The sequence below is a fragment of the Pseudomonas sp. 34 E 7 genome, from assembly GCF_900005715.1.
GTDB classification, from domain to species: domain Bacteria; phylum Pseudomonadota; class Gammaproteobacteria; order Pseudomonadales; family Pseudomonadaceae; genus Aquipseudomonas; species Aquipseudomonas orientalis_A.
Window position 1 is genome coordinate 87,601 of record NZ_CVTX01000149.1, and the last position, 17,329, is coordinate 104,929.

Below are 17,329 nucleotides of genomic sequence, written 5' to 3' on the forward strand. Positions count from 1 at the left end.
TCCAGGGTTTACAGCACACCAGGCAATCGCAGGCTCAATTGCGTTAAGGGAATCATCATGGCATTGAAAGACACGCTTCATTGGCGCTATGCAACCAAAAGCTACAACGACGACAAGGTCGCGCAAGAAAAAATTGATTCGATCCTGGAGGCCATACGCCTGGCCCCCAGCAGTTCGGGCCTGCAGCCTTTCAAGGTGTTAATCATCACTAACCCTGAGTTGAAGGCGCAATTGCAGCCGATTTGCGCCAATCAACAGCAAATCTCCACATCGTCACACTTGTTGATTTTTGCAGCCTGGGATGAGTACACACCTGAGCGGATCAATGCATTTTTTGAATACAGCAACGGGATACGTAACTTGCCTGCCAGTGTCACCGATGATTACCGGTTATCGCTGCTCGATTCTTTTGGCAGCATGAGCAAGGAGCAGCAGTATGTTCATGCGTCCAAACAGTGCTACATCGGCTTGGGATTCGCGTTGGTAGCGGCAGCCGAACTGGGCGTGGATGCAACACCCATGGAAGGGTTCGACAACCAGGCAGTGAACGCGCTGCTGAAGCTTCCCGAGCAGGGGTTGAACAGTTCCGTTCTCTTGGCCCTGGGCTACCGGGATACTGAAAGCGATTGGCTGGTAAAGCTCGAAAAGGTCCGGCGCGACAAGGCGCATATGTTCGTCGAGATTGCGTAGGGTCTACTCCGGATAATTTCCAACAACACAGGTTGTAATCAGCAGGGCAGATAAAATGTGCCTGCATGCCGGTTCAGGCGCCGTTGCCGAGACCCCATGCAGGCCATGCACGTTGCGCAAGGCATTCCCACACTCAGCTTCTACTGAACGGCCTCGTCTGCCTTGCCGGGGCTTGGTATGGCCTTGTCACTGGCAGGCGGCGCCCGTCTTGTACGCCACATCTGACCGACGTCCAGCGGGCGTGCGATCAGCAGTTCTGCCGATACACTCGACGGACCAAATGTGCGCACCTCATACATCGCTTCAAAGGCGTCGCTATTGCCTAGCACGGTCTTCAAGCGACTCAGCTCGGCACTGTCCGATGCAATTTTCGCGGCCTCAATCAGTGCCGGATCCATAATGCCGGCAACGACAACGATGTGATTGCCTGCGGGTCCCGGAAAGCGAGCAAGGTACGCATAATCACGACGCATGATTCTGTCAGTGGAGGGTTCGGCCCAATCAGATTGAAATTTATCCCCGGTCGCTAGATCCACAAGGGTATCGCCGCTGGCCGACAGCGAAAATCCGGAGAGATCAAAAAACGGCTCCTGCAGATCACCGAGCGTGTCGAGCAAACCCACATAGACAATATCGTGATCGCTCAGCATCTCATTGGTGAAACGTGAGGTTGTCACATGCTTGATCAGGCTCGAATTTCCGGACCTGGTTGCGACCATGACGGGCATCACCGAAACCAGCGCTGATGCGAGCCCACTCGGCAAGTGATAGGCATTCATGTCGACATACTTTTGGCCGGGCACAGGCATCCGCTGTTTGTACTTATTGAGGTCCTCGCTGGAAGCGATGGTGGAATCAGCGACCATACGCAGAATGGAACCGTCAGTGCCTTGTTCACCGAATACATAAAAATCACCGGAAACGATGAGTAGCGGTGCCAGATTCTTCGCGATACCACTCCAGAGCGTGCTGTCGATCCGCGAATCACTGGGTGATTTGCCTACCAACCAGAGCCAGCACAGCGCGTTGAGCGTGAGGAAAAGCGCCGCGACGGCTAAATACCGCCAATCAAGGAAACGTCGGCGCACAGGGTCGGCGTAGTTGTCTTGCTCTTCGGGCACAACGACGACCAGACGATATTCACCACGTGGAAGGATAAGCCGCTCGCCACGCTCATCGACGGGCGCCGCATCGAGTTTTTTTCGCAACCGATGAATATGCACGCGAACCGTTGCATCAGCCGCGAGATCCACGCTGGCGGATCGACCAAACACGACGAGTGCAATCTCGATTTCTTTGGTTGCGGTCGCCGTCAGCGATCGTTCGAGGAGAAACTCGAAAAGACGAATGATCTGTTGCGATTTACCGAGCGCACCACTCTTCAAGAGTCTGTGCGCGTGCGCTGTGAGCCGATCTACCTGGTCAACTTCCTGCGACTTGTCCATTTCACACCCTGACTGCGCTCGTCGCCATTGAGGATAAGGCGATGAGCTCGACCTAAGCATAGGCGGCAGGTCGTCCGCATCCGTATCCCAAATTGGCACTTAGCCAAGCGCACAACCATTGGCGTTGCGAAAAAGAGGTCGGCGCACACTGGGTCAGCGGGTTTCCCGGCTTGCGCTTACCGCCGCGCAATATCCGAAAAGTAGAACTTGTCCAACGTATGCCGCGACTCGGTGTACTCGAACTGCCGCCCGTCCTGCAGGAACGTCTGGTTACTCACCACGATCACATGGCTTTGCCCGTCAAGGTCCAGGTGCGCCTGGTCGTCCTTGCTGCGCGGCAGGGCTTCGATGGTGCGTTGGGCATAGCTGATCTGCAGCTGCAGCGTCTGCTCGATAAACGCGTAGATCGACTGCTCGGCAATCGAGCGGTCCAGGCCGGGGATCAGGTCGGCGACGAAGTGGTTGATGTCCAGGATCACCCGTTTGCCGCCAATGCGCCGTACCCGCTTGATCCGGGTGATCAGCGTGCCGGGTTCAGCCTCGATGTGCTGTTGCAATGAGCCTTCCAGCGGCACTTGGGTGAACTCGACCACTTCGGTGCGTATGTCATCGCCCAGGTCGGCGTGGGTTTCATGGAAGCTCACGATGCCGCCCAGTTGAAACTCGATCGGGTTCGGCGACAACACAAAGGTGCCTTTGCCGTGGATCTTCTGCGCGAAACCGCGCTCCTGCAACTGCTCGATCGCTCGACGCACCGTGCCCCGGCTGGCCTGGTAGCTGTCCATCAGTTCGGTTTCGGAGGGAAGGCGCGTGCCGCGCTGCAGGCGTTCGGTGGTGATGCTGGCAAGCAGATCGGTATAGATCTGGTTGTATTTGCTCATGGGATGGCTCGATGCCCGGCTCTATGAAGGTGAACGGCGCTTTCAAGGCAGGAACCTTAGTGGCACCTGTGGGGTTTGTCCATTCGCCACCGGTGCAGGGGGTGGAAATGTCTGACGGACCATTTTCAAAAGTTAAACAAAATTGTAACTCGTATAGACGAGTTGTTGATTTCACTCGTACAGACGAGTAATTTGCCCTCTCGGCGTGCTGCCAATGACTGCCACCCATAAAAACAATCACAGTGGAAAACGAGCATGAGCCACGACTATTCGATGATTGCCCGCGAGATTCTCGAGAACCTCGGGGGGCGCGACAACCTTGAGCAAGCTGCCCACTGCGTGACGCGCCTGCGCCTGGCGCTCAAGGATCCCAGCCTGGTCAACAGCAGTGCGTTGAACCAGGTCGACCTGGTCAAGGGATCGTTCTTCACCGGCGGTTTGTTCCAGGTGGTGATCGGCCCCGGCGAAGTGGAAAAGGTCTACGCCGCCTTGCGCGACGTCACGGGGTTGGCGGCATCGACCATCGCCGATGTGAAGCGCAAGGGCGCCGACAAGACCAACCCGATGCAGCGCCTGGTGCGGGTGTTCTCCGATGTGTTCATGCCGATCCTGCCGGCGCTGATCATTGCCGGCCTGCTCATGGGCATCAACAACCTGATGGGCGCCAAGGGCATGTTCATCGAGGGCCAGACGCTGCTGGAGGCGTATCCGAACCTGGATGGCCTGTGGAGCCTGATCAACCTGATGGCCAACACCTCGTTTGTGTTCCTGCCGGCACTGGTGGGTTGGTCGGCGGCCAAGCGTTTTGGCGGCAGTGAAATCCTCGGCATCGTGCTGGGCCTGATGCTGGTTCACCCGGACCTGCTCAACGCCTGGAACTACGGCAAGGCAGTCGCCGGCCTCGACGGCCAGAGCCTGCCGTACTTCGATATTCTTGGCTGGTTCCAGATCGAGAAAGTGGGCTACCAGGGGCAGATCCTGCCAATCCTGATGGCGGCCTACGTCATGAGCGTGATCGAGAAGTGGTTGCGGGCACGGGTGCCCAACGCCATCCAGCTGCTCGTGGTGCCTATCACCACCATCGTTGTGACCGGCGTGCTGGCCTTGGCCATTATTGGCCCGGTCACCCGGCACCTGGGCATCCTGATTACCGAGGGTGTGGTGACATTGTTCGACCTGGCACCGATGGTCGGCGGCGCGATTTTCGGCCTGCTCTATGCCCCACTGGTCATCACCGGCATGCACCACATGTTCCTCGCCGTGGACCTGCAGTTGATCTCGACCCAGGGCGGCACCTTTATCTGGCCGATGATCGTCATGTCCAACCTGGCCCAGGGCAGCGCCGCACTGGCTGTGTTCTACATGAGCCGCAATGCGCGGGACAAGAGCATGGCGTCGACGTCGGCGATTTCCGCCTACTTCGGTATCACTGAGCCGGCGATGTTCGGCGTGAACCTGCGCTTCAAGTTCCCATTCTATGCCGCGCTGCTGGGCTCGGCGCTGGGCAGCATTTTCCTGTCGCTGAACAAGGTGCAGGCGTCGGCCATCGGCGTCGGTGGCCTGCCTGGATTTATCTCGATCGTGCCGAGCGCCATTGCGATGTTTGTGATCGGCATGGTCGTGGCGATTGTCGTGCCCTTTGTTGTGACCTGTGTGTTGAGCATGAAGATTGTTCGGCCTGGATACAGGGTCGCCTGATCAATCGCCATCGGGGGCAAGCCCCCTCCCACATTTGAAATACATTCCACTGTGGGAGGGGGCTTGCCCCCGATGAGGCCCGCACGGCCAGCACCCAATTCTACTGAAGGAACCCACCATGCAAACCTGGCAACACTCGGTGATCTACCAGATCTACCCCAAAAGCTTCCACAGCCACGCGGGTAACGCCACCGGTGACCTGCTGGGCATCGTCGACAAGCTCGACTACCTGCAATGGCTGGGCATCGATTGCCTGTGGGTCACCCCGTTCCTGCGCTCACCGCAGCGCGACAACGGCTACGACATCAGCGACTACTACGCCATCGATCCCAGCTACGGGACCATGGCCGATTGCGACCTGTTGATCAGCGAAGCGGCCAAGCGCGGTATCAGGTTGATGCTCGATATCGTGGTCAACCACACCTCCGTCGAGCATGAGTGGTTTCGGCAGGCGCGCAGCAGCCTCGACAATCCCTACCGCGACTTCTACATCTGGCGCGACCAGCCCAACAGCTGGGAATCCAAGTTCGGCGGCTCGGCCTGGGAATACGAGGCGCAAACCGGCCAGTACTACCTGCACCTGTTCGACCACACCCAGGCCGACCTCAACTGGGACAACCCCAAGGTGCGCGCCGAAGTCTTCAAGATGATGCGCTTCTGGCGTGACAAGGGCGTGGGCGGCTTTCGCCTGGATGTGATCAACCTGATCTCCAAACCCGCGGATTTCCCCGACGACCACACCGATGGCCGGCGCTTCTACACCGACGGCCCCAACGTGCATGACTACCTGCAGCAAATGCACCGCGAAGTCTTCGAGGGCCATGACCTGATCAATGTCGGCGAAATGTCCTCCACCAGCCTGGAGCATTGCATTCGCTACTCCAATCCGGCGTCGAAAGAACTGTCGATGACCTTCAACTTTCATCACCTGAAAGTCGATTACCCGAACCTGCAGAAGTGGGTGGAGGCCGAGTTCGATTTCCTGCAACTCAAGCAGATCTTCTCCGACTGGCAGTCGGGCATGCAGGCCGGTGGCGGCTGGAACGCGCTGTTCTGGTGTAACCACGACCAGCCCCGGGTGGTCTCGCGGTTTGGCGATGACGGCGAGCATCGCGTGGTGTCGGCCAAGATGCTCGCCACCGCACTGCACTTGCTCCAGGGCACGCCTTATGTCTACCAGGGTGAGGAACTGGGCATGACCAATCCGGGCTTCGACAGGATCGACCAATACCGTGATGTGGAGACCCTGAATATCTTTCGCCTCAAGCGCAATGCCGGTGAATCCGAGGCGTCGAGCATGGCCGCGATCATGCAGAAGTCTCGCGACAACGGTCGCACGCCGATGCAGTGGAACAGTCAGCCCGGCGCCGGTTTCAGCAGCGGCGAGCCGTGGATCGGCATCCCGGCCAATGCGGCGCAGATCAACGTCGAGCGCCAACGGGATGATCCTGACTCGGTGCTGCATCACTACCGCGCGCTGATCGCCTTGCGTCGCCGTGAACCCCTGATCCAGGAAGGCATTTACCGCGAACTGCTGCAAGGCCATCCCCAGGTCTGGGCGTATCTGCGCGAAGGCCGGGGCGAACGCTTGCTGGTGGTCAACAACTTCTACGGCACGCCATGTGAAATCCAGTTGCCCGATCAGCTCGTCAACGCAGCGAGCGAGCAACGCTTGCTGATCAGCAATTACCCCGACTGCCCGGTGCGTACCGGCGCGGTGGCGCTGCGCCCGTACGAATCGTTTGTGCTGCACCTGACTGGTTGAAATGCCGCCTGTAGGAGCGAGCTTGCTCGCGAAGATCGTCAACGATAACGCGCCCTTCCAGGTGCAGCGCGGAGCCTGGAAGTGCTTCGCAAGCAAGCCCGCTCCTACAGGCGATCGCGTCACGCAAGACAGTAAGAAAAACAATAAAAATATCGGAGTGCTTTATGAAAACAACAATAAAGCTGGGCCTCGTTGCATCCTGCCTGAGCCTGCCCTTTGGTGCTCAAGCCCTGGAGTTTGGCGGTTACCTGCGCAGCGGCGCCGGCACCTCTACCGGCAGCGGCAAGCAGCAGTGCTTCCAATTGCCGGGCGCGCAAACCAAATACCGCCTGGGCAACGAATGCGAGCAGTACGGCGAACTTGAGTTGCGCCAGGACCTGCTGACCTTCGACGATGGCTCGGTGCTCAGCGTCGATGCCATGGCGTCGCTCTATAACAAGTACGACCGCGCCCTCAAATTCCAGGGCGAGGACAACGGCTCTGCGCGTATGCCGCAGATGTATGCGCAATGGTCCAACCTGCCCAGCCTCAATGGCGGTTCGCTGTGGGCCGGGCGGCGTTACTACAAGCGTAACGACATCCATATCTCCGACTTCTACTACTGGAACCAGAGCGCCACCGGTGGCGGGATCGAGGATGTGTTGATCGGCGGCTTGAAATACAGCTACGCGCTGTCACGCAAAGACAACCTCTACCAGAAGGAATACGCCACCCGGCATGACTTCAACGTGGCCGGCTTCAACACCAACCCTGGCGGCGAACTGGAGCTTGGCTTGAGCTACATCCAAAAGGCTGGCGGGCGTGACACCAACAGCGGCTGGGCGTTGACCGCGCAGCATGTGCAAAGCGCGTTCCTGGGCGGCAAGAACAAATTCGCGTTGCAGTATGGCGAAGGTCCTGGCACCGGCCTGGGCTACACCGGCAATACGCGGTTGGACAACAGCAGCAAAAGCTACCGTGCCGTGGAGTTTTTCGACTGGCAACTGACCCCGCGTTTTGGCGGGCAGGTGCAGGCGGTGTACCAGAAGGATGTGCGGCCCGGGCGTCAGGACCTGAACTGGCTGTCGCTCGGCGTGCGCCCGGCGTATGCCATCAGCGAGCAATTCAAACTGGTCACCGAGCTGGGGCACGATCAGGTCGAGGCCACGGGCGGTACGCGCAAGCTGAGCAAATTCACCTTCGCGCCGACCTGGTCGCCCAAGGGCCCGGAATTCTGGGCACGGCCGGAAGTGCGCTTGTACTACACCTATGCCACTTGGAACCAGGCGGCCAAGCGCGCGGCGAATGAGCTGGCGGCAGGTTCGGCGTTGTCCGACACCGGTGCCTACGGCACGGCGCGGCATGGGTCGAACATGGGGGTGCAAGTTGAATACTGGTGGAAATGACCCGCGACTTTAATGTGGAAGCAGGCTTGCCCGTGATGCGGTGTCACCGTCAACGCATGCATTGACTGGTCCGCCGTCATCGGGGGCAAGCCCCCTCCCACATTTGATCTGCGCAATCCCAGGATTCGTATCCACTCAATGAATGTTAAAGACAACACTACAGGTGAAGCCATGAACCCCTCTCAACCCCTGGAACTGCTGGCACCCCTGTCCGGAATGCTGCTGGCGCTGGATCAGGTGCCGGACCCGGTATTTTCCAGCCGCATGATCGGTGATGGTGTGTGCATCGATCCCACCTCGCAGACCCTCTGTGCACCGCTCGCCGGAGTGATCAGCAATATCCAGGACAGCGGCCATGCGGTCAGCGTCACCGACGACAACGGCGTACAGGTGCTGATGCATATCGGCCTGGACACCGTGAGCCTGGCAGGCAAGGGCTTTACCCGCCTGGTCGAAGAGGGCCAGCGGGTGACGGCCGGCCAGCCGTTGATCGAGTTCGACGCCGACTATGTGGCGCTCAATGCGCGCAGTCTGTTGACTTTGATGCTGGTGGTCAGTGGCGAGCCGTTTGTGGTGCTGGCGGCGCAGGGCGACATGGTTGAAGAGGGCCGACCGGTGCTGCGACTGTCGCCCGGCGAGGCAGCGGCAGACGCGAATGAGCCGCAGGGCTCGGCGCTGTTCTCCAAACCGCTGACCTTGCTCAATGCCCACGGCTTGCACGCTCGCCCTGCGGCGGTGCTGGCCCAGGCGGCCAAAGGCTTCAGTTCGAGCCTCTACCTGCACAAGCAGACCCAGAGCGCCAACGCCAAGTCGTTGGTGGCGATCATGGCGCTGCAAACCGTTCAGGGCGATACCTTGCAGGTGAGCGCGGCGGGGGAGGACGCGCAGGCCGCGATCCGGGCGTTGACGGCGTTGTTGGCCGAGGGGTGTGGCGAAACGGTGGTGGCTACGACCGAGCCGGTCGAACCTGTCGCGCCGGTGTCGTCGGCCACGCTGCTGCGCGGCGTATGTGCATCACCGGGCTCGGCGTTCGGCCAGGTGGTCCAGGTGGCTGAACCTGAGCTGGTAGTCAATGAAGCCGGTGCAGGCGAAGCCACCGAGCGCGATGCATTGAAGCGTGGCCTGCTGGCGGCCAACGAGGCGTTGCAACGCTTGCAGGCCGGCGCCGCCGGCAGTGCCCAGGCGGATATCTTCCGCGCCCATCAGGAGCTGCTTGAAGACCCGACGCTGCTTGAGCAGGCCCACCTGTTGCTGGCCAAGGGCAAGAGCGCAGCATTCGCCTGGAACAGCGCCACCGCCGCCACGGCTAAATTGTTCCAGGGCCTGGGTAATACGTTGCTCGCCGAGCGTGCGGCAGACCTGTCCGACGTCGGCCGGCGCGTGCTTAAACTGATCCTGGGTGTCGAGGATCGTGCCTGGGCGCTGCCGGATCAGGCGATCCTGATCGCCGAGCAACTGACCCCCTCGCAAACGGCGAATCTCGATACCCGCAAGGTGATGGGATTTGTCACGGTGGGCGGCGGGGCTACCAGTCACGTCGCAATCCTCGCCCGTGCGCTGGGCATGCCCGCCCTCTGCGGTGCGCCCACTGACGTATTGGCGTTGGCCGAGGGTACGCACGTGCTGCTCGACGCCGACAAGGGCGAACTGCACCTGGCGCCGGATCAGGTCGACATTGACCACTTGCAGGCGGCCCGTGCGCGGCAGGGGTTGCGACGTCAGCGCGAAGTGGCCGCGGCCGCCCAGGCTGCCGTCACCCGCGACGGCCGTCACGTCGACGTCACGGCCAACGTTGCCTCGTTGCAGGAAGTGGAGCAGTCCCTGGCCCTGGGCGGCGAGGGCGTCGGTCTGCTGCGTTCGGAATTCCTCTACCTGGACCGCAACCGCGCGCCCAGCCCCGCCGAGCAGGCCGGCACCTATCGTGCGATTGCCCGTGCCCTGGGCACCGAGCGCAATCTTGTGGTGCGCACCCTGGATGTCGGCGGCGACAAACCCCTGGCCTATGTACCGATGGAAGCCGAAACCAACCCGTTCCTGGGCTTGCGCGGTATTCGCCTGTGCCTGGAGCGCCCGGAACTGTTGCGCGAACAGTTTCGCGCAATCCTTGCCTGCGCCGGGCTGGCGCGGCTGCACATCATGTTGCCGATGGTCAGCCTGCTTTCGGAATTGCACCTGGCGCGCAAGGTGCTCGAGGAAGAAGCACGGGCACTCGGGCTCAGCGAGTTGCCCAAGCTGGGCATCATGATTGAAGTGCCGTCCGCCGCGTTGATGGCGGATGTGTTCGCGCCCCATGTGGATTTCTTTTCCATCGGTACCAATGACCTGACCCAATACACCCTGGCCATGGACCGCGACCACCCCCGCCTGGCGAGCCAGGCCGACAGTTTTCACCCGGCGGTGCTGCGCCTGATCGCGGCCACGGTCAAGGCCGCCCATGCCCATGGCAAGTGGGTGGGCGTCTGCGGTGCACTGGCCTCCGAAACCCTGGCGGTGCCGGTGCTGATCGGGCTGGGTGTGGATGAACTGTCGGTCAGCGTGCCGTTGATCCCGAGCATCAAGGCCACCGTGCGTGAACTGGACCTGGCCGACTGCCAGATCATCGCCCGTCAGGTGCTGGGCCTGGAAGAAGCCGGCCAGGTGCGTGAGGCCTTGCGCCTGTACCACGCCGCCACCGTTGAAACCTCATCTGTCGTGGAGCATTGAGCATGTTCGAGAAATTGCAGCAGGCGTTCTGGAAAGCCCTGACGCCGGATCTGATTGCGGAAACGGTCGCGGCGCCGGCGGGGGAGAACCTGTTACCGGTCGATGTGTTGAATGCATTGGGCGGCGAGGCCAACCTCACGTCGCAACAACGCGTGGCGTTGACGCGGGTGCGGGTGCAGTTGAAAGAGGCGGGGCGGTTGGATGAGGCTGCGCTGAAGGCAGCGGGCGTACCGGGCGTCATGGTGTTGACGGGAGGCGTCGTCCATCTGCTCACCGGCCTCCAAGCCAAGTAGAGATCAAAATGTGGGAGGGGGCTTGCCCCCGATAGCAGAGTGTCAGTCACTACATAAGGTGACTGATCCACCGCCATCGGGGGCAAGCCCCCTCCCACATTGCTCTATGGTGTCTGGAGCATCGGGTTTATAACTGCGGGGTCTCTTCCGGCGGCTTGGTCTTGTCCACACCCGGCACATGCAGGTTGCCTTCCACCACCTGGTTACCTTCCAGCTGCGGCTGGGTCACCCAGGTCAGAATGTCGTAGTAGCGCCGGATGTTCGCCACAAAATGCACCGGCTCGCCGCCCCGGGCATAACCGTAGCGTGTCTTGCTGTACCACTGCTTCTGCGACAGGCGCGGCAGCATTTTCTTCACATCCAGCCATTTATTCGGGTTCAGGCCTTCCTTCTTGGCCAGAAGGCGCGCGTCATCCAGGTGCCCGGTGCCGACGTTGTAGGCGGCGAGGGCAAACCAGGTGCGGTCGGGCTCGGCGATCTTGTCGTCCAGCTCGTCCTTGATCTTGGCCAGGTACTTGGCGCCGCCCATGATGCTTTGTTTGGCGTCCAGGCGATTGGACACGCCCATCGCCTGGGCGGTGTTCTGGGTCAGCATCATCAGGCCGCGCACGCCGGTCTTGGACGTCACCGCCGGCTGCCACAGCGATTCCTGGTAGCCGATGGCCGCCAACAGTCGCCAGTCGACCTTTTCTTCCTTGGCGTAGGCGCGAAAGTGCTTTTCGTACTTGGGCAGGCGCTGTTGCAAATGCTGGGCGAAGGTATAGGCGCCGACATAACCCAGTACATCGACGTGCCCGTAATAGCGATCTTTCAGACGCTGGAGGGTGCCGTTCTTCTCGACCTTGTCCAGGTAACTGTTGATCTCGTTGAGCAGGCTGTTGTCAACGCCGGCGGCCACGGCCCAGCTCTGGTTGCTGGCATTGCCGAGGTCGAATGCGACCCGCACGTTGGGGAAGTACACCTGGTTCATGGCGACTTCATTGGAGTCCACCAGGGTCAGGTCGATTTGTCCTTCGTCCACCATGCGTAGCAAGTCGACTACTTCAACGGCGTCGGACTCTTCGTATTCGATGGCAGGATTCTGCTTTTTAAGCGCCGCCAACTGCTCGGCGTGGGTGCTGCCCTTGAGCACCATGATCTTCTTGCCGACCAGGTCCGCCGCATTGGTCGGCCGTGACTGACCGTTGCGGTAGATGATCTGCGGCGTCACTTCGAGGTACGGGTGGGAAAAACGCACCTGCTGCTGGCGCTGTTCGCTGCTGACCAGGCCGGCAGCGGCGAGCACCGGGCCGTTGGGCTTGCCCAACTGGCCGAACAGGTCATCGAGGTTATCGGCGGTTTCGATTTCCAGCTTGACGCCCAGGTCATCGGCAAAGCGCTTGACCAGTTCGTATTCGAAACCGGTTTCACCGTTGCGGTCCTGGAAATACGTAGCGGGGCTGTTCCGGGTAACCACCCGCAATACGCCATCCTCCTTGATTCGCTCGAGCGTGCTGGGTTTATCAACACAGGCGCTGAGCATCAGGAAGAGTCCGGTTGCGATGAGCCATTTGGCGCATCGCGGGCGCAAAGCAGTTGGGGAGAACATCTGCGCAGTATACGCAAACGGCCCACAGCGCCATATCTCGACAGCGGCACACTTGTCTGCTAGTCGCTGCAAAACTGTGCTGTATCCCGCAGAAACGCGGCCTGGCGCGTGATTGTGACGGTTAAAATATCTGCGCCCGAGGCCATGGATTATCCCCCGGCGCCGCGCAAACCGTGCCAACTGACGTTCGGCAGCGGCCAGCGGTAGCGTTTCGGGTGCCGTGGGCGAAGGTTTACGCTAGAATGCACGGCCTCAAAGCACACCCCCTTCCCGAGGCTGTCCCGAAGATGTTGATCCTGCGCGGCGCTCCTGCCCTTTCTGCCTTTCGCCACAGCAAACTCCTTGAGCAACTGAGCCAGAAGGTTCCAGCTGTTACAGGCCTGTATGCTGAATTTGCTCACTTCGCCGACGTAACCGGCGTCTTGACCGCCGACGAACAGCAAGTGCTCGCACGCCTTCTGAAGTACGGCCCAAGCGTTCCCGTCCAAGAGCCGACCGGCCGCTTGTTCCTGGTTCTGCCGCGGTTCGGCACCATCTCGCCGTGGTCGAGCAAGGCCAGCGACATCGCCCGCAACTGCGGCCTGGATAAAATCCAGCGCCTGGAGCGTGGTATCGCGTTCTACGTGGCCGGCCAGTTCAGCGACGCCGACGCCGAGCTGATCGCCAGCAGCCTGCACGACCGCATGACCCAGATCATCGTCAGCCAGCTGGAGCAGGCTGCCGGCCTGTTCAGCCACGCCGAGCCCAAGCCGCTCACTGCGATTGACGTGCTTGGCGGTGGCCGCGCCGCCCTCGAGAAGGCCAACACCGAACTGGGCCTGGCCCTGGCCGAAGACGAGATCGACTACCTGGTCAACGCCTTCAACGGCTTGAAGCGCAACCCCCACGACATCGAACTGATGATGTTCGCCCAGGCCAACTCCGAGCATTGCCGTCACAAGATCTTCAACGCCAGTTGGGACATCGACGGCCAGAGCCAGGAAAAAAGCCTGTTCGGCATGATCAAGAACACCTACGTGATGCACAGCGAAGGCGTTCTGTCGGCTTATAAGGACAACGCCTCGGTGATCGTCGGCTCCGTCGCCGGGCGCTTCTTCCCGGACCCGGAAACCCGCCAGTACGGCGCGGTGCAGGAGCCGGTGCACATCCTGATGAAGGTTGAAACCCACAACCACCCGACCGCGATTGCCCCGTTCCCTGGCGCAGCCACCGGTTCGGGCGGCGAAATTCGCGATGAAGGCGCCACCGGCCGTGGCGCCAAGCCCAAGGCGGGCCTCACCGGTTTCACCGTATCGAACCTGCAGATTCCGGGCTTCGAACAGCCGTGGGAAGTGCCGTACGGCAAGCCTGAGCGCATCGTCACCGCGTTGGACATCATGATCGAAGGCCCGCTGGGCGGCGCCGCGTTCAACAACGAATTCGGGCGTCCGGCGCTGACCGGTTACTTCCGTACCTTTGAACAGTCCATCACCACCCCCCGTGGCGATGAAGTGCGCGGCTACCACAAGCCGATCATGTTGGCCGGCGGCATGGGCAACATCCGTGAAGAACACGTCAAGAAGGGCGAGATTCTGGTCGGTTCCAAGCTGATCGTACTCGGCGGCCCGGCCATGCTGATCGGCCTGGGCGGCGGCGCGGCGTCCTCCATGGCCACCGGCACCAGCTCGGCGGACCTGGACTTCGCTTCCGTACAGCGCGAAAACCCCGAGATGGAACGCCGCTGCCAGGAAGTCATCGACCGTTGCTGGCAGTTGGGCGACAAGAACCCGATCAGCTTCATCCACGACGTCGGTGCTGGCGGTTTGTCCAACGCCTTCCCGGAACTGGTCAACGATGGCGAGCGTGGTGGCCGTTTCGAACTGCGCAATATTCCAAACGACGAGCCGGGCATGGCCCCGCACGAAATCTGGAGCAATGAATCCCAGGAACGCTACGTGCTGGCCGTCGGCCCTGAAGATTTTGCGCGCTTCCAGGCCATCTGCGAACGTGAGCGCTGCCCGTTTGCCGTGGTCGGCGAAGCCACTGCCGAGCCGCAGCTTACTGTTACAGATAGCCACTTCGGCAACAGCCCGGTGGACATGCCGCTGGAAGTACTGCTGGGCAAAGCCCCGCGCATGCACCGTTCGGCCGTGCGTGAAGCCGAGCTGGGCGATGATTTCGACCCAAGCCCCCTTGAGCTGGCCGACAGCATCGAGCGCGTGCTGCACCACCCGGCCGTGGCGAGCAAAAGCTTCCTGATTACCATCGGCGACCGCACCATCACCGGCCTCGTGGCCCGTGACCAAATGGTCGGCCCGTGGCAGGTTCCGGTGGCCGACGTTGCCGTCACCGCCACCAGCTTCGACGTGTACACCGGTGAAGCCATGGCCATGGGCGAGCGCACGCCGCTGGCCCTGCTGGACGCTCCGGCGTCGGGCCGCATGGCCATTGGTGAAACCCTGACCAACATCGCGGCCTCGCGTATCGGTAAGCTGTCCGACATCAAACTGTCGGCCAACTGGATGTCCGCTGCCGGTCACCCGGGTGAAGATGCGCGCCTGTACGACACGGTTAAAGCGGTCGGCATGGAGCTGTGCCCTGAACTGGGTATTACCATTCCGGTGGGCAAGGACTCCATGTCCATGGCCACCCGTTGGAACGAAGACGGCACCGACAAGAGCGTCACCTCGCCACTGTCGTTGATCGTGACCGGTTTCGCGCCGGTCACCGACATCCGCCAGACCCTGACCCCGCAACTGCGCATGGACAAGGGCACCACCGATCTGATCCTGATCGACCTGGGCCGTGGCCAGAACCGCATGGGCGCCTCGATCCTGGCGCAGACTCACGGCAAGCTCGGCAAACACGCGCCGGATGTCGACGACGCCGAAGACCTCAAGGCCTTCTTCGCCGTGATCCAGGGCCTGAATGCCGACGGTCACCTGCTGGCTTACCACGACCGTTCCGACGGTGGTTTGCTGACCAGCGTCGTAGAAATGGCCTTCGCCGGTCACTGCGGCCTGAACATCGTGCTCGACAGCGTTGCCGAGGATGCCGCCGAGATCAACGGCATCCTGTTCAACGAAGAGTTGGGTGCGGTGATTCAAGTGCGCCAGGACGCTACCCCGGACGTGCTCGCACAGTTCAGCGCTGCCGGTCTTGCCGAGTGCGTGGCGGTCATTGGCCAGCCGATCAACAACGGCGAAGTTACTATCTCGTTCAACGGTGACACGGTCTTTACCGGTCAGCGCCGCTTGCTGCAGCGCCAGTGGGCCGAGACCAGCTACCAGGTCCAGCGCCTGCGCGACAACGTCGACTGCGCCGAGCAGGAATTCGACGCGATCCTGGAAGAAGACAACCCGGGCCTGAGCACCATGCTCAGCTTCGACGTCAACCAGGACATCGCCGCGCCCTACATCAAGAAGGGTATTCGCCCACAGGTTGCCGTGCTGCGTGAGCAGGGCGTCAACGGCCAGGTGGAAATGGCGGCGGCGTTCGACCGTGCCGGGTTCAATGCGATCGACGTGCACATGAGCGACATCCTCGCCGGTCGCGTTGACCTCAATGAGTTCAAAGGTCTCGTAGCTTGCGGTGGTTTCTCCTACGGCGACGTGCTGGGTGCCGGTGAAGGCTGGGCCAAGTCGGCGCTGTTCAACAGCCGCGCCCGCGACGCGTTCCAGGGTTTCTTCGAGCGTAACGACAGCTTCACCCTGGGCGTGTGCAACGGTTGCCAGATGATGTCCAACCTCAGCGAACTGATCCCGGGCAGCGAGTTCTGGCCGCACTTTGTGCGTAACCGTTCCGAGCAGTTCGAAGCCCGTGTCGCCATGGTGCAGGTGCAGGAATCCAACTCGATCTTCCTGCAGGGCATGGCCGGTTCGCGTATGCCGATCGCCATCGCCCACGGTGAAGGCCATGCCGAGTTCGCCAGCGAAGAAGCCCTGCTCGAAGCCGACCTGTCCGGCACCGTGGCCCTGCGTTTCGTCGACAACCACGGCAAGGTCACCGAAAGCTACCCGGCCAACCCGAACGGCTCGCCGCGCGGCATCACCGGCCTCACCAGCCGCGACGGTCGCGTCACCATCATGATGCCGCACCCGGAGCGCGTATTCCGCGCCGTGCAGAACTCGTGGCGCCCGGAAGAGTGGAACGAAGACGGCGCCTGGATGCGCATGTTCCGCAACGCCCGTGTGTGGGTGAACTAAGGCGGTGTACAAGCTCGCCTTCTTCGTACCCGACAGCCACGTGGAGACGGTGAAAACCGCCGTCTTCGCAGCCGGCGGCGGGCGCATCGGCGACTACGACAGCTGCGCCTGGCAAGTGCTGGGCCAGGGCCAATTCCGCGCGTTGGACGGCAGTCAGCCGTTCATCGGGCAAGTGGGCCAGGTTGAAGTGGTTGAGGAGTGGAAGGTTGAGCTGGTGGTGGCGGATGCGTTGATCGTGGCGGTTGTGGCTGCGTTGAAACTGAGCCATCCGTATGAGACACCGGCGTATGAGGTGTGGCAGTTGGCGGAGTTTTGATTCGCACGCTGCATAAACAAGAAACCCGCTGGGCCAGTTTGGTCAGCGGGTTTTTTGTTGCCTTTCAAGGCCTCATCGGGGGCAAGCCCCCTCCCACATTCAACTGCATTCCAACGATGAAACTCGCTCCACTGTGGGAGTGGGCTTGCCCCCGATGGCGTCTGCCCAGGCGCCTCAGACCTTTCCGACAAGCCTTTCAGGTTGCCCGTCGGAACCTGTCTCAATAGCCTCCCTGCGACTATCTCGATTGTCGACGGCCCCCAGCGTGATGCAGTGCTGGGGATTCATCGGATGGTGGAGGGCATTCAGTTGATGGGGGATCGAGTGCCGGATCTTCACGAAGTGTCAGCAGCCCCCGCCAACTGATCATTCCCGCGCGGA

At 61.2% G+C, this 17,329-nt stretch carries 11 protein-coding genes and 1 pseudogene; 9 read left to right on the plus strand and 3 right to left on the minus strand.

The genetic code is table 11. The features are described 5' to 3' along the window. The first annotated feature begins 57 nt into the window (after nucleotides 1–57). A complete protein-coding gene (locus tag BFP96_RS16930; protein ID WP_065895827.1) occupies nucleotides 58–690 on the plus strand; it encodes an NAD(P)H-dependent oxidoreductase in 633 nt (210 codons plus the stop codon). A 140-nt stretch (nucleotides 691–830) separates the two neighbouring features. Here the strand turns inward: BFP96_RS16930 and BFP96_RS16935 are convergent, their stop codons facing one another. Together BFP96_RS16935 and treR are read right to left on the minus strand one after the other, a co-directional pair. Further along, nucleotides 831–2,135, minus strand: coding sequence for a helix-turn-helix domain-containing protein (locus tag BFP96_RS16935; RefSeq protein WP_065936631.1), 1,305 nt, complete (start codon nucleotides 2,133–2,135; stop codon nucleotides 831–833). 176 nt (nucleotides 2,136–2,311) lie between these two features. Then, on the minus strand, nucleotides 2,312–3,016 hold the full coding sequence (gene treR, locus BFP96_RS16940; protein ID WP_065887498.1) for a trehalose operon repressor: 705 nt from the start codon (nucleotides 3,014–3,016) through the stop codon (nucleotides 2,312–2,314). Nucleotides 3,017–3,271: 255 nt separating this feature from the next. Between treR and treP the strand changes: the two genes are divergently transcribed. The 5 genes from treP (at nucleotide 3,272) to BFP96_RS16965 (ending at nucleotide 10,860) form a co-directional block, all read left to right on the plus strand. After that, the gene (treP, locus tag BFP96_RS16945) at nucleotides 3,272–4,714 is read left to right on the plus strand and encodes a PTS system trehalose-specific EIIBC component (protein WP_065895825.1); all 1,443 of its coding nucleotides are present in this window, start codon (nucleotides 3,272–3,274) and stop codon (nucleotides 4,712–4,714) included. A 118-nt stretch (nucleotides 4,715–4,832) separates the two neighbouring features. After that, entirely contained in the window at nucleotides 4,833–6,479 is a 1,647-nt protein-coding gene (gene treC, locus BFP96_RS16950) for an alpha,alpha-phosphotrehalase (RefSeq protein ID WP_065891523.1), read from the plus strand. Between the two features lie 164 nt (nucleotides 6,480–6,643). Beyond that, on the plus strand, nucleotides 6,644–7,864 hold the full coding sequence (locus tag BFP96_RS16955) for a maltoporin (protein ID WP_065887501.1): 1,221 nt from the start codon (nucleotides 6,644–6,646) through the stop codon (nucleotides 7,862–7,864). A gap of 171 nt (nucleotides 7,865–8,035) precedes the next feature. Continuing rightward, nucleotides 8,036–10,567 carry a phosphoenolpyruvate--protein phosphotransferase gene (ptsP, locus tag BFP96_RS16960; RefSeq protein ID WP_065936632.1) on the plus strand — a complete coding sequence of 844 codons (2,532 nt, stop codon included), beginning with the start codon at nucleotides 8,036–8,038 and terminating at the stop codon, nucleotides 10,565–10,567. A gap of 2 nt (nucleotides 10,568–10,569) precedes the next feature. After that, nucleotides 10,570–10,860: a PTS transporter subunit EIIB gene (locus BFP96_RS16965; protein WP_065936633.1), complete on the plus strand. Its 291-nt coding sequence runs from the start codon at nucleotides 10,570–10,572 to the stop codon at nucleotides 10,858–10,860. A gap of 127 nt (nucleotides 10,861–10,987) precedes the next feature. On the opposite strand, the gene mltF is transcribed toward BFP96_RS16965, so the two are convergent. Further along, nucleotides 10,988–12,448 carry a membrane-bound lytic murein transglycosylase MltF gene (gene mltF / locus BFP96_RS16970; RefSeq protein WP_065891527.1) on the minus strand — a complete coding sequence of 487 codons (1,461 nt, stop codon included), beginning with the start codon at nucleotides 12,446–12,448 and terminating at the stop codon, nucleotides 10,988–10,990. A gap of 287 nt (nucleotides 12,449–12,735) precedes the next feature. Between mltF and purL the strand changes: the two genes are divergently transcribed. The 3 genes and pseudogenes from purL to BFP96_RS31815 all read left to right on the plus strand — a co-directional run. Continuing rightward, nucleotides 12,736–16,632, plus strand: a complete 3,897-nt coding sequence (gene purL, locus BFP96_RS16975; protein ID WP_065891528.1) for a phosphoribosylformylglycinamidine synthase — start codon at nucleotides 12,736–12,738, stop codon at nucleotides 16,630–16,632. Between the two features lie 4 nt (nucleotides 16,633–16,636). Next, nucleotides 16,637–16,948 carry an NGG1p interacting factor NIF3 gene (locus tag BFP96_RS16980; protein WP_065891529.1) on the plus strand — a complete coding sequence of 104 codons (312 nt, stop codon included), beginning with the start codon at nucleotides 16,637–16,639 and terminating at the stop codon, nucleotides 16,946–16,948. A gap of 249 nt (nucleotides 16,949–17,197) precedes the next feature. Next, nucleotides 17,198–17,314, plus strand: a pseudogene (locus tag BFP96_RS31815) (DUF6124 family protein); the annotation flags it as partial. Nucleotides 17,315–17,329 lie beyond the last annotated feature (15 nt).

Coding starts and splice junctions, on each gene's coding strand:
- BFP96_RS16955 (WP_065887501.1), top strand. CDS start 6,644: ATGAAAACAACAATAAAGCTGGGCCTCGTTGCATCCTGCCTGAGCCTG.
- treC (WP_065891523.1), top strand. CDS start 4,833: ATGCAAACCTGGCAACACTCGGTGATCTACCAGATCTACCCCAAAAGC.
- mltF (WP_065891527.1), bottom strand. CDS start 12,448: ATGTTCTCCCCAACTGCTTTGCGCCCGCGATGCGCCAAATGGCTCATC.
- treR (WP_065887498.1), bottom strand. CDS start 3,016: ATGAGCAAATACAACCAGATCTATACCGATCTGCTTGCCAGCATCACC.
- BFP96_RS16930 (WP_065895827.1), top strand. CDS start 58: ATGGCATTGAAAGACACGCTTCATTGGCGCTATGCAACCAAAAGCTAC.
- purL (WP_065891528.1), top strand. CDS start 12,736: ATGTTGATCCTGCGCGGCGCTCCTGCCCTTTCTGCCTTTCGCCACAGC.
- ptsP (WP_065936632.1), top strand. CDS start 8,036: ATGAACCCCTCTCAACCCCTGGAACTGCTGGCACCCCTGTCCGGAATG.
- BFP96_RS16935 (WP_065936631.1), bottom strand. CDS start 2,135: ATGGACAAGTCGCAGGAAGTTGACCAGGTAGATCGGCTCACAGCGCAC.
- BFP96_RS16965 (WP_065936633.1), top strand. CDS start 10,570: ATGTTCGAGAAATTGCAGCAGGCGTTCTGGAAAGCCCTGACGCCGGAT.
- treP (WP_065895825.1), top strand. CDS start 3,272: ATGAGCCACGACTATTCGATGATTGCCCGCGAGATTCTCGAGAACCTC.